Origin of the sequence: Acaryochloris sp. 'Moss Beach' (assembly GCF_021497025.1) — a bacterium.
GTDB classification, from domain to species: Bacteria; Cyanobacteriota; Cyanobacteriia; order Thermosynechococcales; family Thermosynechococcaceae; genus Acaryochloris; species Acaryochloris marina_A.
This window is the reverse complement of sequence record NZ_CP071717.1, coordinates 4883271-4898927: the sequence shown is the minus strand read 5'-3', so window position 1 is coordinate 4898927 and position 15657 is coordinate 4883271. Positions and strand designations below refer to the sequence as shown.

Sequence of the window (15657 nt, the reverse complement as noted above, 5' to 3'; positions counted from 1 at the left end):
AGTGTAGGTGAAATGATGCGGGTTGTGATATTGAGACTCCAAGGTCAGTTATCTCAGGGAATACAAGCCACCCTTGAATGGAGACAGGAGAATAGCCTCCACATTGAAGGCACTTTGCAAGGAACACTCCCCCCTAAAACAGATCTAGCAGCCCTCTATACAGACTGGCAAAAACACTATTTAGATTTGGGCTCAGCAACACGATTGGAGTTTGTGGCGGAGTCAGACCAGCACCTGTCTCAATTGCGAAACGCTAAAAAACAGTGCGTTCAGACTGCCCAGCAGCTTGAAGAACTCATGAATCAATGGTTAAACCATGATTCAGCCGACTTTCAGCGAATCACCCGTCAACTCGCTGAACTTTATGGCTCATCGAAAGACTTACGCCTGCTGATTCGCACCGATGATACTGAACTACAACGTTTACCTTGGCAGCTCTGGGACCATGTGCAGCGCAATCCTCAAATTCCAATTTCGTTAGGCCCTCTAGAATATCGGCAGGCCCAGCTCAAGGCTCTGGAAATCCCTGTTCGAGTATTAGCGATTCTTGGAAGTGATCACAATATTGACCTTGATCATGAGCAAGATATTCTTATGGGCATCCCTGATATTGACCTAACATTCCTCAAACAGCCAAGTCGAGATCAGGTCGCTAGGGCATTGAAGGATGAGAAAGGTTGGGACCTTCTATTTTTTGCTGGACATAGTCGTACAGAAGATCACCAGGGCGTGATTTCAATCAATGAAACCGATAGCTTAACGCTGAAGGACCTCCATCATCACCTCAGCATCGCAGCCCATCGAGGATTGCAAGTGTGTATCCTCAACTCTTGTGATGGCTTAGGACTAGCCCACCATCTTTCGGGTCTCAGCATTCCCTATATTGTTTATATGCGAGAGCCTGTCCCCGATCAAGTCGCTCACAAGTTTCTAGCCTCTTTCGTTCAGTATTTTTCCCAAGGCAATTCAGTGCACAATGCGGTGCTCTCCGCACGCCACGATCTAGAGTCAATTCAAGACCAGTTTCCCTACGCGACTTGGCTGCCCATCATTTTTCAACAACCTGGGGTGGAAACCCTCACTTGGCCGACGCCATCTTTTCCTAACAAACAAAGATTTTCGTTTCTAGGTTTCCGATTGAAATATTGGATTCTCTTAGCGTTAAGTCTTAGTGCCATGGTGGTCAGTATCTGGGCAACCAATGTCTGGACAGATACATCCCCACAACTCGGTGACTTTACGAGTATGGGTGAGGAGGTTTTAGGTCTTCGTCCGGGTCACAAGAGAAATGCTGCTGATGCCATAGCCCAAAAAAACTATCCGCAAGGTATCCAGAATCTGCTGGAGTCCTGGCAAGATGATGGCAATGATCCTGAAACGCTCATTTATCTCAATAACGCCATTCTCGATAACATGAACGCTGAATACCGCACTATTGCGATAAGTGTTCCGTTCTTGCATGATGCCAACATCCAAAAACTGACTAGCCATAAATTGGCCTATCGTCTGCTTAGGGGAGTCGCTCAAGCCCAGACAGAAGCGAACTTGAATATTTCAGATCTATCCACTCAGTTGGATATTCCGTTTCTCACCCCCAATCCTATTGGCAACAAGATCGGCCTGAAGGTTGTGATTGCAGATGACTTCAATAAGATTAAAAATGCTAAAGACCGAGCAATAAAGTTATCAAAAACTTCAGAAGTTTTAGGAGTTGTGGGTCACTATGCCAGTGACATGTCTAAACCTACCCTTGATATCTATAAACAACATCAATTACCCATCATTTCACCGGGTTCAACAGCCAAGGAGCTGGCAATCAAGGGGGATGGTTATTTTTTTCGAACTGTTCCTACCACCTCCGTGGAAGCAAGATCCGTAGCCAATTATCTTCTCAAGGTGATCAACAAACGCACCGTGAAGGTTTTTTATAATCCTGAAAGTCCTTTTACTCATTCATTCTGGGATGATTTCAAGGAGATCTATGAACAGGCAGGGGGGAAAGTGATTAGTCCTGTTGTACAAAATGATCCACTCTCAGATTTAGCCTCTTCCGAATTTGACCCAGTTGGAGCCATTGCTGCTCTAAAACAGTATGGAGATCCAAATGACATCCCGCTACTGATCGTCCCAGATGGTGAGGTATCTTTAGCTCAAGACAATGCATTCAAACTGATTGAAGAAAATTCAGGTCAACATCCTATTGTTGGTTCATGGGGATTAGACAATCCAAAGACGCTATCTGTTCTCCCCCAGTCGCTGCCACAATCCTTAGCTGTCTCTGTCCCTTGGCACTACGACGCAAGTCCAAACCCAGACTTTTCGAACCATGCAGACAGCCTATGGGGTCAGCAAGTCCAAGCCCAAACGGCATTGGCCTATGATGCGACTCGGGTCTTAATTCAAGCATTACGTTCACAAAAAGCGCCTAGCCGTCAAGGCACCCAATCGACGCTAGCAGCCCCAAACTTTAAAACCTGGGGAGCAACAGGCAATATTGAATTCGAGCCGAATGGTAATCGTAAGAATCCTCCTCAAGTCTTAATTCAACCCATGCAGTGCAACTCCAACAGTCTCGAGATAGAGTTTGTGCCCATCGACCAACCATGTTGAACCTTAAAGTCAAAACAAACCGATGGAAAAGTATCAAGCAATCTCGAAGTAATCTTGATGTTCTTTCCCGATAGAGAGAGGCCAATTTAGGAAACGATTGACGTTACGAGACTCGTACTTCGTCATAGAAGATATGCAAGATTCTATAAAGGTGGAAATCTTTTAGTCTCAAATAATTTGCTTATCGCGATGCTAATGGGACCTCTGAAGCACAGCACCAGTTATAGCTGCCCCAAACAATAAGTTCTAAAAAATAGACTGCCACTTCTTAAAACTTCTGAGCACCCAACTCATTCGCTAGTAGAGACGCCATGTTTAGTCTAAAAGACGTATTTTTTGCATTCGTGATTTTATCATTGCTATTACTAGCAGGTCGATACCTTAAACAGAAGATTCGTTGGCTCCAGCAACTGCACCTACCGGAATCGATTGTGGCTGGATTCTTAGGGTTGCTATTAGGCCCGCAAATATTAGGTGCACTAGTTCAGATGATTCTGGGAAAAGGCGCTTTCTTTGCGGATGGAATTTTCTCAGAACCGATCCGTGCCGTTTGGTCCCAGTCTCCTGGCCTATTCATTAATATCGTGTTTGCTGCCCTCTTTTTGGGAGAACAGATACCTAGCCTCAAGGAAATTTGGCGCAAAGCTGCCCCGCAAGTTGTTTTTGGCCAGAGTCTCGCTTGGGGACAATACGTTGTCGGGCTTCTAGTCACACTATTGGTACTTAAGCCCGTATTTGGTGCCCATCCTATCTCTGGAGCATTGATCGAGATTGGTTTTGAAGGGGGACATGGCACTGCTGGTGGAATGGCTAAAACTCTAGGGACGCTAGGATTTCAGGACGGAGGTGACTTGGCCTTGGGGTTAGCGACCGTAGGAATTGTTTCGGGCATTATTTCGGGAACTGCTTTAGCGGGTTGGGGACGTCGGCAAGGGCATATTCAATCTGTCACTAGGCGAGTTGGGGATGTTGAGGATATTCCAGAACTATCTGCCACGGAAACACCTGAAATCAGAAAGCGTCGAGCCAAACTGATGCAAGGATTATTGATTGATCCGCTTTCGATCAACTTTGGCATTGTGGGCATAGCCATTGTCTTCGGCTGGCTAATTCTGAATGGATTGACATGGCTAGAAGCTGCAACTTGGGGCCGATCCGGTGTTGAAGTCATGATCTATGTCCCCTTGTTTCCAATGGCTTTAATTGGGGGGATTTTAGTTCAGACGATTTTGAACCGATTAAACTTGAGTCCACTGATTATTAAGCCTTTAATGAAGAGTATTGCGGGCTTGGCTTTAGACGTTGTGGTCGCCACTGCTTTAGCCTCTATCTCATTGCAGGTTCTTGGCAGTAATTTAGGGGTTTTTGTGATTCTCAGCCTAGTCGGTATTACTTGGAATATCGTCTTTTTCCTTTACTACGCCCCTAAGATTTTTCCTGATCATTGGTTTGAACGAGGTATTGGAGATTTGGGTCAATCGATGGGCGTTACCGCAACGGGGATTCTGTTACTGCGCATGGTGGATCGTGACAATCGCTCTGGTGCCTTTGAAGGGTTTGCCTACAAACAATTATTTTTTGAACCTATTGTCGGAGGGGGACTCTTTACGGCTGCGGCTCCTGCTCTGATTGCTCGTTTTGGCCTGGTGGCAATCCTATTATTAACTACAGGACTACTCTTATTTTGGCTAGGGACTGGCTATATTTTGATCAAGCGTCGTCAATTGGAGTGATTCCTGGAACTAAGTCCCTATAGGTACTCATTAGAACTTAATTTACCAAATTAGGATATTTACTCCCTTCCCGCCATAAGATCGTGCATCTAAATATCATTGAAATTCTTATTTATCAAGAATCTGAATACCCAATCTTATGCTGGGATGGGATGGGAGTAAGCGAGATACAAGAAAAACGCCAAGAGCAAAGATGCTGTTTTGGCGTTTTTCTTGTATCACTGATAGTCTTTGCTACCGCAATATCATGGCCTTAAGCCAGACCTTAGAGACCTAAGTCAGCCAAAATATCAGTGGCATGGGTGTCTGTCTTAACGGAGTTATAAACTTTGTCAATTTGGCCTTGGCCATTAATCACATAAGTGACCCGCTGGGCGTACCCACCACCATCAACGTCGTAGGCTTGCATCAGGCTATTGTCAACGTCAGCTAATAGAGGAAAAGGCAGATTGAACTTACTGGTAAAGTCTTGGTGAGAACTTTCATCGTCACCACTTACACCGAAGACCACAATATCTTTGCCTTGGTAAGCACTGTAATTATCGCGAAAGCTACAGGCTTCTTTGGTGCAGCCTGGTGTATCATCTTTGGGATAGAAATACAGGACCACAGTCTTCCCGGCATAATCGGCAAGGGAAACCGTGTTGCCATTGGTGTCTTTAGTCGTAAACGCAGGAGCGGCAATGCCAGCGGTTAAAGCCATAGGGTTTCCTCACAAAAAACAGGATAAATATTTGGATGGTTCATTTATCCCTGGTTAAAAACCAGAGATACCCAAAGTAGTGTTACATATTTTTTTCTTACTTGGGGGGGGATGGTTGCCGTGGGGTAGGGAATGCGTTTGTGATGAAACTGCATCCATACTTCCACAAACACCTCTGCTAATACATTTAACTCGTCACGGGTCAGCTGAGAATCCACTAACTGATTATCCTGCCAGCGCCCTTTGAAGATCTTGTTAATGGTTTTTAAGGCTAAGTCGGGAGTGGCATCTTTGAGGGATCGCAACGCCGCTTCACAAGAATCCGCCAACATCACAATCCCTGTCTCTCGGGATTGGGGCACTGGGCCAGGATAGCGAAAGTCAGACTCTTGAACCGCATCAAGGTCAGGATTAGCAGCTGCCTGCTGTTGGGCTTGATGGTGGAAAAACGCAATCACCATTGTGCCCTGATGCTCGGGGATAAACGCTTGCACGGCTGCGGGCAAACGACATTTACGGGCCATTACCAACCCTTCAGAGACATGTTTCTTGATAATCTCAGCACTCTGCCAAGGATCATTAAGCAGATCGTGCTTATTGGTGGTGTCACGCTGGTTCTCAATAAAAAATTGCGGGTCATGCATTTTGCCAATGTCATGGTAGAGGGTTCCCGTTCTCACCAGTTCGACATTACAGCCTAAAGCGCTGGCCCCTGCTTCAGCTAAAGTGGCCACAAACATGGTGTGTTGGAAGGTTCCAGGAGCCTCCTTCGACAGACGCTTGAGCAAAGGTCGATTGGGATTAGCCAATTCTGCCAACCGAATGGGCGTCACTAGGTCAAACACATGCTCGATATAGGGACTGATACCCAAGGCGACAATAGTCCACCCTAATCCCACTAAGCCCTGAATCAGAGACAAACCCAAAATGCTATAGACTGGAGCCCCAGCTAGAGTCATCAGGATAAATAAGGCCACCCCTTGAGTAATGGCGACAATCACCCCCAACAGGGCAATCTCTTCCCGAGAACGCCGTTGACGAGCAACTAAACTGGCCACCAAACTGCCAGCAGCAATGGCCCCCAATTCGATAAAGCCACTATTGAGCCCTAAGGGAATCAGACCCGTGAGAATAACGACTACCGTTGCCCCTAAAACAGGCCCATAGAAACTGCCTACTAGCAGACCGACCGCAGGCAAACTGGTATATCGCAGAGCCGTCGTCCAAATCAGTAGGGATGCACTGGCCGACAGCATTAACACCAACAGATAGTCTCGTCGGTCAAATGCAAGACGACAGCGTCGTTGCACGACTAAAAACACCGCAATCCCCCCGCTGACTGCTGCCATCGTCCCAAACAAGCCCAGTAAGTTGATGCCCCGACGACTCAGGCCAAAATGTTCCAGTAAGGCAAAGTCAGCTTGGGAAATTCGCTCACCCGAGTTAACAATGACCTCATCTCTATTGATGGGAATCAGAATTGGGGGAATCTGCTCAGCAATAATTTCCCGCTGCCGCAAGGTGCCAGTGGGGTCAATACTGAGGTTGGGCTTGAGAACAATCGGCAATAATTTAATGCCCAGGGCTTGGACTTTGGCGGGATAGTCCTGGAGCTGGACCTTGATGGCACTCCGCATCACTGTCCCTGGCAATCCTGGCGGAATCCCTTGGGTAAGAATGCGTTTTAACGCAGTCCGCAGCCTTCTCTGAGCCATAGCCCACTCAGGTTCTGTAAATTCTAAGAGGGTCCGACTGGAGAATCCCTGTAAGCGGGGAGGAACAGCACCTAAAGCAGCCTGATAATCTTGCTGGGCTTGGGTGATGCTACGCATCAGGGCAGACCACTTCACCCCATCTTTTTCTTTGGCTCTATAGGTTCGCAGCGCTCTAATCGCCGCCTGTGCATTCTTAGTCTTCAACCAGGCCGTAGAGGTGGGAGTGGTCGCATTGACCCGCTTTAGCAGCGTCTGAAAGTCCCCGGTATTCTGTTGTCGCAGAAAATGTTGAACGGCAGGGGACAACGTCTGAATCGCTGTATAGGGAAATTCTCCCGCTGACCCTCGAAATTTTTGCACATCTGCCAAATAAGAATCCAAATCCGCTTGAATAGCAGCGGTTTGAGATGGGTTCACCATATACACGCTCACCGCATTCCGAAAGGCGGCTTCACGGGCTGCAGACGTCGCAATGGGATCGGGGGCTTGAGCAGACTCTGGGGCCTTAATCGTTTCCGGGGCAACGGTACCAATCATCAATTGCGGCTCGTTGTAGAACCGATGGCCGATCACGCTCGTTAAAGCGGCCACAGACACTACAAACAACAAGGGCGATTGCTGCTTGAGAGAACGACGAGCAGAACGGTTCGAAGGAATACGTGACGCGGCAGAGGAAGATAGCCAGCGGCTCAGACGCACCTGCTGAGAACGGAATAATTTCTTCATTGGATGGTTAGGCAACTAAGGCATACAGTCCATTCAATTGCGAAATATCCTGAAGTCAGAAGTCAGTAGTGCTCGCATAACGGTGTCCTTGATTTGTCCACAACTGTTGTTCAAGTCCTTCAATTATAGTCAAATCACTCTTTAATACTACGGTCGGCGGTTTTTGTGCCCCTAGACTGGAGCTTTGGTCAGCTTCAAAACCTGTGGGCCGCAAAGGCGGAACTACCCACGAGGCCGAAGGACACCCGGCGCAGACACCGCCGTTTTATCTAGTGGGAGGGTAGAGGCTTCATAGCTCAAATAACCTGACCAAGCCCCCAAAAGTTGATCCGCTTGGGCAAGGATAGATGCACGAGAACCTGAATGAGTCGAGAATGCCCTTTGCCAAGCCAACGGAATGCCATGTACACCGTTGAATACGCTAGATAAAGCACCAGCAATCAAGGCTGCAATCGTAGGGGATTGGGGTAAGGTCAGAGCCCGAGTCACCGTCAAGGCAAACGTATCTGCTGTACTTGACCAGCAGTAGCAGGCCATTGCTAGGGCAGTCCCCAAAGGTGAAATCCCTGAAGCGGGTTCTGGGTTGACCTCACGCCAGACCACCGAGAGGCTGGATTGTTTTTGTAGAAGAGTTTGCACTTGTTGAAGCTGACCATGCAAGTTCGTTCCCGAGAGGAAATCATGGGCCAGCAGTTGGGGAATCAGGGTTTGGGGACTGGCCTGTTCCTTGCAGAGGAGTGCGATCGCAACTCCAATACCCAACATCTCGGCCTGCAAGTCTGGCCTAGCTCCCCTCAGTCGATGGCCACAAATATATTCTTCGAGGCGAGGTAAATTCTCATGGTAAAACAGAGCTGCTGGTAGCATCTGGGCCATCAAGATAGCTAATTCAGTATCACCCTCAGAAGAGGGAGGGTCTAAAACAGGAACTGGAGGTTCATTTTGCCCTTGACTTGAATGGGCAATTACCTCAGACTTCCCGATGGCAAGGGCTTCGCACCATCTCCATGGCTCGCTTGGCAACGGAAGATCCTGCCCTTCAGCCAATGTGCTATTTCGGTGTGAATTGCCCTGTCTATGGCAATGGGCTTCTAAGACAGCGACTCCCAGAAACAATCCTCGAAAACGGTCAATCAATAACTGCTGCATGATCATCTGGGCAGCAAAATGCTGCCATTACTCAATCTTTGCACAGCATAAGATAGATCTATCGCCAGTAGACTGGGGAACGTTCCATGAAATATTTAGGCAGTTGCCATTGTGGCGCGGTTCAGTTCGAAGTTGAGGCTCCCAAAGACATCCAGGTCGATGAGAGCAACTGCTCTATCTGCTCAAAAGCGGGATTTTTGCATCTCATCGTCCCTCAATCCAAGTTCAATTTACTGCAAGGGCAAGATGCCCTCACGACCTATCGATTCAATACGGGCATTGCTCAGCATACCTTCTGCCGGATCTGTGGCGTCAAGCCGTTTTACATTCCTCGTTCTAACCCCGATGGCTACGATATCAACGTTCGTTGTCTCGATACTCAACCCAACTCTATGGAAGTGGTGCCCTTTGATGGCGTGAATTGGGAGCAAAATGCCCAAAAAGTTGCCCATAAATCCCAGGACAAGTGAGCCTTATCCCCTTGTTTACTAGCTCACTTCAGCGTCTTGATGACGCCAATAGGATTCTTTTTCCGTCTCTAGTTGTTGAATCGTTTGTTGCAAGGTTTCAATAATGCCGTACATCTCCAGAGGATCAAACACCTTTAATAGACTGGTTTGAGTCACAATTCCTAAATCTTGTCCCCAATTCCAGGACACCACTAAGCGCCGGACTCGTCTGCGCTGCATTTCTTGATGGGCAGACCAGAGAGAATCTCCAGGATTCAGTAAAAACAGCGGAGAACTCATGACCTCTGTCGCCATAATTCTGCCAATGTCAAACTGCATTGCCTGAAATTGAACGATATCTCGCTCTGTGACGATGCCAATCGGTTTAAGGCCATCATCTGGTGCAGGCTCTACAATGACGACGCAACTCACCCGATGTTTAGCCATCAATTGGGCCAGGCTCAACACCGAACAATGGGGAGGGGCGTGAATGACGGACTGTGACATCACCTCAGACACCCGGCGAAGCTTTAAAAGGTTAGCGGGCCTCAACACTCGTCGTAGACTACTGGGTTCCGTGATGCCCACTAGCTTGTTCTGATCATCCAGGATCGGCAAATGGCGAATTCGATACCGCCGGAACAGGAACATGACCGCAAAAATATCCTTAAAATCAGCCAAGGGTAAGGTCTTGACTGGATGGGCCATGACATCGGCAGCAGTGATGAGATCGCAATCCATTCCTGCGGCAGCAAATCGGACAATATCTCGCTCCGTCAAAATCCCCAAAATCTCCTGATCCTGCATAATCAGAGCACAAGTGGGTCGAAAAGCTTCCGTTTCTGAATCCGAAGAAGCTTGTGGAGGTGCTCCCAAATCGCAGGAACTGAAGGGAGTTTGGCTCATGCGAGCAATCACATCCACTAACGCCGTTTCTGGTGTCAAGGTTAAGGGCTGGTAATTGATGGCCTCCTCCAAATTGGGAGTACCCACCATCGGCTCATTTTGCTGCATCAGTACACACACCCAACTGGACAAATCCAGGTAACGAATAGGGGTTAAAAAATAGGATCAATCTGGTTTACGTTGCTTAGTCCCTCCTGAAATCCGAGCCGTTTTGCCATACAACCGATCTAACACTCGCTTCACAGAAATACGCTTCCACAAACGCCCTCGCTTGGTCTGATAACCATTGTGATTCAGCCAATCAGCAATCTGCTGTAGAGATTTACCAGATTTGTGGTGACGGCGAATCAGATCAATAATCTCCGTTTCCCGAGGATTAGCAACCAACTCCCCTTTATGGGAAAGCTGGCCAAAAGGGGGAGAACCATATCCTACATACCCACCCTGAGCCGCCTTCGCTTGGCGGCCTTCATTGAGCCGACGGCTCACTTCATTCACATGCCATTGTTCAGCAGACATAAGGGGTTCGATAGATCCAAAAGGAATGTTACAAGGAAACAGATTTACATTCTATAAGACAATGAATATACGCCCTAAAGGTGTATACTAAGGAAATGTTACAAGCCTTTCGCCAGAAACCTTATTGGTTATGAGCTTTAGAATAAAAAGGTCTTAATATTTTTTGGCTTCACACCTAAAGCAAAAGGCCAATACCCCTGGTGACATCTTAATTCAAGTTGAGTAACATCACTCCTCCATTCGCCGTATAGACGCAGTTAGAGCCTTTTTTCAATCAAAACCTAGGTGAAACCTTATGGGCACCCCAGCATCATGAGCTGCAGTTTCCATTATCGGCTCATGATACGACAGCAACCCTCTTGATCGTTGTTCACCTTAAATACCAAACTTACAAGGATTTCATTTAATGGCAACCTATAACGTCAGACTGATCAATGAAGCAGAAGGTATCGACGCCACGATAGCCGTTGAAGACGATCAGTATATTTTTGACGCAGCAGAAGAGAATGATCTTGATTTACCTGTATCTTGTCGATCAGGGGCTTGCTCTAGTTGTGCAGGCAAGGTCGTCTCAGGAAAAGTAGACCAATCCGATCAATCCTTTTTAGATGACGATCAAATGGATGCTGGATTCGTCCTAACCTGCGTTGCCTACCCTGTATCAGACTGCACCATTCAAACCCACCAAGAAGACGCACTACTTTAGGTTTTGGAAAGATTATGAGTACCGTAACTTATATACAAGACAACGAGTTCGAACAGTTACTCAAGGATGAGTCCATCATTGTGGTCGACTTTACAGCCACCTGGTGCGGGCCTTGCAAACAAGTCAGTCCAATGATGGACCAATTGGCAACCGACTATGACGGTCGGGCTAAAGTCACCAAAGTTGACGTTGACAAGAATAAAGGTATTGCCAAGCAATATGGCATTCGCAGTATTCCAGCAGTGCTAGTTTTCAAATCCGGCGAACTGGTCGAAACCCTAGTAGGCATGAGTCCCTACGAGAAATTTACCAGCGCCGTGGATAAACACCTTTAAACCGTCGATCCATCATCATCGACCCAAAAATAAGTATGAGTCAAATTAGAACGAATACGACCCAAACCGTTTGCTGCCCTCAATGTGGCTCCCCTGCACGGCGGCTACATTTTACGAGTTCGTATTCGACTCATCTTAAATGCCCTGACGGACTAGTTAACCAGGTTGAGTGTCCCAGTTGTGATTATTTGCTGGTATCTTGCGCTGTCAATGGTCAAGTCGTCGAGGCCTATGCAGAAGGGATATCAACCTATCAACACTCTACTCAACGCTCCCTAGACAAGCCTCCCTTGCCGATGAACTCATCTAGATGAGCAAGTTCAATAATCCTAGATACAACCTCATTGAATCGCAATTTTTCAGGAGTCTATAACCATGATGAAAGCCGAAGAAATCATGACCCGAGATGTCGTCGCTATTAGTGGCTCAGCGACCATCGGCGAGGCAGTCAGTAAGATGAAAGAGAAAAGTCTTCGAGCCTTAATCGTTGAGCCTCGATATGCAGGTGATCCCTATGGGATGGTGACCCAAACCGACATTGTCTACAAAGTCGCAGCCTTTGGTTATGACCCCAAAAAGATGAAGGTCTATGAAATCATGACCAAACCTTGTATTGTTGTTAATCCTGATCTAGGGGTTGAGTACGTCGCTCGTTTATTTGCCAATACAGGCATTCGCCGAGCCCCGGTTGTCAAAGATCATCTCCTCGGGGTTATTTCCATTAGCGACATCCTCAAAAAGAGTGATTTCGTTGAAAAACCCAAAAGCAATTTTGAACAATATTGTGAAGAGTTTCCCAATGCACCTGAAGCTCGGATGTACGACGATTAATCAGGGACAATACTCACAAAACTTATCGCCGCGACAGCTTTAAGATCATGGCACGGATAATCTCATTCAACTGATTATCCCCTTCCCGTTGAGCTTTAAACCCAGCAGTTTGTAGTAGGCGAAGGCCCGTTTGCTTATCGCCTCTCAAGCTGCTGAGTAGCCCCTTATGAATATCGGTGATTGCTGAGTTAAAAGGCAGTTGTCTAATTCGCTCCAGCTCGGCAATTGTTTGGGCATAGGTTGCCGGGTTGCTTCCGTTTGACTTATCCTGCAAAACCTGAACGGCACCTTTCATCACCTTCGCTTCCGCCAATCGGGGATTGAATGCGATCGCACGGTTCAGAGCAAACATTGCTCCCTGGTATCGCCAAAGCTGTATTTCTGACAAGGCTTGCCGATATAGAATTGTGGCATCCAAGGGACTGAGTGTTAAGGCTTTCCGGTAATCATTGAGCGACCCCGGAGTGTCTCTAGAATTGGCTTTCACCACTCCCCGCTGTACAAAGGCTTGGGTATAATCTGGATTTAGCTTGATCGCCTGAGACAGGTCTTCAATCGCCTTGAAAGAATCTCGCTGCCGATAGTGGCCAAGACTACGACCATAGTAAGCTTCCACATATTCAGGGTCTAGCTCAATGGCTTGAGAGAAATCAGCAATCGCCCCCTTATAATCTTTTCTCTTAAGTTTATCCCCCCCTTGTAAATAGAAATCTGCAGCAGAAGGTTCATTCGCATTTGGCCGCGGATCAAGGGTCCCTAGATTTAGGGATGTGAGGGTTGAGGGCAATGAATTGAGAAAAGTATTGATAGGAATCCCTAGGTTGAAGCCGGTTTTGATATAGATGTCGGGATTGGTTGCTTCATCTTGGGGTCGGATCGTTGCGGTGTCTGCCCGGCCGTGAATGGCCACCAATCGCCCTTGCTTATCCAAGACAGGACCACCACTCATGCCAGGTAAGGTGCTGTTGGAATAAACCAGTGCATATCCATCGGCCAGGGGCTTAGTCGCATTAGCCGTCACTTTCCCTTCTGTGAAGTTATAGATCGACTCCGTCAGAGCCAGGGTGAGTGCTGGAAAACCTGCAACGTAAATAGGGGTGCCTTCTGGCGCATCATTGACATTACCCATTGTGGCGACTGCATAGGTCTGGGAACTGGCAAATTGAACCACCGCAAGATCCACCCCTTGAAATTTTTGGATGCTGGAAGACGTGACTGTATGAGTTTGCTGATCAGGGGTTTGAATGTCGTAAGTATTGGGTAGGTCAACCACATGGGCCGCAGTCGCAACAGTGTAGGTATCACCTTCTTTTTTGACAATCACCCCTGATCCTAAACCGCCAGGACTGCTAATCCGAACTGTGACGTTCTTGGCCAGCTTACTCACTTCTGCTGCACTCAATGCTTGAGCTTGCGGCTGAACCCAGACTAATGCAGCTGTAGTACCTAAAAGGATGGTGGAGAGGTGAAGGGATTTATGCATACATCCAACAGACGAAAACGATAGAGAAAAGGTTCAGATGGGGGCTATCAGACCTGCAAAAGGGAAGGTCAAACTGATATTCAAGGGTTATCTCGCACTCATAAATCGATCTTGAGCTAGGTTGCGAAGCTGCTTCAAATGTTCTTGTCGCGAAACAGATAGCGGAATCATGCCTTGAATTTCCTGAACCAGTAACTCAGTATCCAACGGTTTTTCTACATAGAGAGCACGATAAAGGGCTGCCACGACGGCCTGCTCTATTTCAGCACCACTATAGCCTTCCGATGCCTGCAATAGGGTGGGCATATCAAAATGGCTGGGATCCTGTTTACGCAGCATTAGATGAATGCGAAAAATTGCCCCTCGTTCTTGCAAATCCGGTAAATCCACATAAAAAATCTCATCAAAACGGCCTTTACGTAAAAGCTCTGGTGGAATTTGGGAAATATCGTTGGCAGTGGCCACCACAAAAACCTCTTGGGACTTTTCCTGCATCCAGGTCAGGAAGAACCCAAACATTCGCCGACTCAGACCACCATCCGAATCAGACCCAGTTGCCCCTAAACTTTTTTCAATTTCGTCAATCCAAAGCACAGCAGGAGCCATGGATTCTGCTAAAGAGATGGCTTTGCGAAAATTCTTCTCAGATTCCCCCACAAATTTATCGTAGAGACGACCTGCATCTAACTTCAGTAATGGCATTTTCCATTCTCTAGCAATCGCTTTAGCTGCTAGAGATTTGCCACATCCTTGAATCCCCACAATCAAAATGCCCTTCGGCGGCGTCAGATTCAAGGCTTTAGCGGCGGGACTAAATCCGACCTTGGCCCGCCCCAGCCAGTTCTTGAGATTGGCAAACCCACCCCATTCCACACGATTGCCTTCGACAGGAAGATAATCAAGCACCCCACCAGCCCGGATCAGTTGGGCTTTTCGGTGGAGAATGCGTTCCACATCATCTGTGGTCAATTTGCCATCATCGAGAGCCGCATAGGCCAGCACTTGTCGGGCTTGTTTCAAGGTCATACCCGTCATGGCTTGAACCAGGGCCTGCATATCCTGATCTTCTAATTCGACGATGGTGCGGTGTTTGTGCCTCATGGTCCGCACCACTTCTTTGACGGTCCGAGAGAGTTCATCGCGATCAGGCAGCTTCAGGTCATACACCACAGCATCATGCTCAATTTCCCTGGGCAACTCGATATTGTCCCCGGTAAGAACAAAGGCAGAGCGTTTTTGGGAAAAGAGCTGAGCCGCTTCGCGAAAGTGGCGGGCTGTTTCTGGATCTTCAAAGTGTTTGCCAAAATCCTTAAGCCAGAACAAAGCCTTAATGGACATATCCTGGACATGTTTAAGGACGGCTAAGGGTTCGGCGGTATTCCCAATGGCGGCAGGTTTGAGGGTGCCTGGGGGAGCATATTCATTCACCCAAGGCGCATCAAAGGTGCCAGGAGAACGAATCAGTCCCTGAGCAATGCTCCATTCAAACATCGGAATAGACATTTCCTCTGTCGCTTTTTTAAGAAGGGTTTGGACTCGATCTTCCTCTAAGGTTTCAATCACAATGACGGGGTGATAGGACAGGATTAAGGTCTGAATGTCTCGTACACTTACGGATAAGGGCATAGCCAGAGCACCAACCAGAAAAGGATATTATTCTCAAGATTCCCGGATATCGCGGTTTTACTAAAGTTAAGCCGATGCAGCTTACTTGAATAAATGGTTTTCTGGCATATTTGCAACGCCAGCCAGAACTAGATTTGGTAGAGTACTAAACGGAGACAGCAGGTCT

The 15657-nt window shown here is 47.5% G+C and carries 13 protein-coding genes; 6 read left to right on the top strand and 7 right to left on the bottom strand.

Going from position 1 to position 15657, the window contains the following annotated elements; genetic code table 11:
- Positions 1-12: 12 nt before the first annotated feature.
- The gene (locus tag HRE53_RS23050) at positions 13-2610 is read left to right on the top strand and encodes an ABC transporter substrate-binding protein (RefSeq protein WP_235108097.1); all 2598 of its coding nucleotides are present in this window, start codon (positions 13-15) and stop codon (positions 2608-2610) included.
- A gap of 311 nt (positions 2611-2921) precedes the next feature.
- Positions 2922-4343, top strand: coding sequence for a sodium/glutamate symporter (locus HRE53_RS23045; RefSeq protein ID WP_235108096.1), 1422 nt, complete (start codon positions 2922-2924; stop codon positions 4341-4343).
- A gap of 265 nt (positions 4344-4608) precedes the next feature.
- On the opposite strand, the gene HRE53_RS23040 is transcribed toward HRE53_RS23045, so the two are convergent.
- The 3 genes from HRE53_RS23040 to HRE53_RS23030 form a co-directional block, all read right to left on the bottom strand.
- Positions 4609-5046 (bottom strand): peroxiredoxin, encoded by a 438-nt coding sequence (locus HRE53_RS23040; RefSeq protein ID WP_212665473.1) that lies wholly within the window; start codon positions 5044-5046, stop codon positions 4609-4611.
- Positions 5047-5090: 44 nt separating this feature from the next.
- Complete coding sequence (locus HRE53_RS23035) at positions 5091-7487, bottom strand: HD family phosphohydrolase (protein ID WP_235108095.1); 2397 nt, start codon at positions 7485-7487, stop codon at positions 5091-5093.
- A gap of 222 nt (positions 7488-7709) precedes the next feature.
- Positions 7710-8636 carry a hypothetical protein gene (locus tag HRE53_RS23030; RefSeq protein WP_235108094.1) on the bottom strand — a complete coding sequence of 309 codons (927 nt, stop codon included), beginning with the start codon at positions 8634-8636 and terminating at the stop codon, positions 7710-7712.
- Between the two features lie 86 nt (positions 8637-8722).
- On the opposite strand from HRE53_RS23030, the gene HRE53_RS23025 reads away from it, so the two are divergent.
- Positions 8723-9106 (top strand): GFA family protein, encoded by a 384-nt coding sequence (locus HRE53_RS23025; RefSeq protein ID WP_235108093.1) that lies wholly within the window; start codon positions 8723-8725, stop codon positions 9104-9106.
- Between the two features lie 18 nt (positions 9107-9124).
- Here HRE53_RS23025 and HRE53_RS23020 read toward each other — a convergent pair whose 3' ends face one another.
- Together HRE53_RS23020 and HRE53_RS23015 are read right to left on the bottom strand one after the other, a co-directional pair.
- The gene (locus tag HRE53_RS23020; RefSeq protein WP_235108092.1) at positions 9125-10099 is read right to left on the bottom strand and encodes a CBS domain-containing protein; all 975 of its coding nucleotides are present in this window, start codon (positions 10097-10099) and stop codon (positions 9125-9127) included.
- A gap of 57 nt (positions 10100-10156) precedes the next feature.
- Positions 10157-10510 carry a recombinase family protein gene (locus HRE53_RS23015; RefSeq protein ID WP_212665469.1) on the bottom strand — a complete coding sequence of 118 codons (354 nt, stop codon included), beginning with the start codon at positions 10508-10510 and terminating at the stop codon, positions 10157-10159.
- Positions 10511-10916: 406 nt separating this feature from the next.
- Between HRE53_RS23015 and HRE53_RS23010 the strand changes: the two genes are divergently transcribed.
- From HRE53_RS23010 to HRE53_RS23000, 3 genes are all read left to right on the top strand, one after another.
- Positions 10917-11216, top strand: a complete 300-nt coding sequence (locus HRE53_RS23010) for a ferredoxin (RefSeq protein WP_212665468.1) — start codon at positions 10917-10919, stop codon at positions 11214-11216.
- A gap of 14 nt (positions 11217-11230) precedes the next feature.
- A complete protein-coding gene (gene trxA, locus HRE53_RS23005) occupies positions 11231-11551 on the top strand; it encodes a thioredoxin (protein ID WP_212665467.1) in 321 nt (106 codons plus the stop codon).
- A gap of 375 nt (positions 11552-11926) precedes the next feature.
- Positions 11927-12382: a CBS domain-containing protein gene (locus HRE53_RS23000; protein WP_212665466.1), complete on the top strand. Its 456-nt coding sequence runs from the start codon at positions 11927-11929 to the stop codon at positions 12380-12382.
- A gap of 22 nt (positions 12383-12404) precedes the next feature.
- On the opposite strand, the gene HRE53_RS22995 is transcribed toward HRE53_RS23000, so the two are convergent.
- Entirely contained in the window at positions 12405-13865 is a 1461-nt protein-coding gene (locus tag HRE53_RS22995) for a tetratricopeptide repeat-containing serine protease family protein (protein WP_235108091.1), read from the bottom strand.
- Between the two features lie 87 nt (positions 13866-13952).
- Positions 13953-15491: an AAA family ATPase gene (locus tag HRE53_RS22990; protein ID WP_212665464.1), complete on the bottom strand. Its 1539-nt coding sequence runs from the start codon at positions 15489-15491 to the stop codon at positions 13953-13955.
- Positions 15492-15657: the final 166 nt, after the last annotated feature.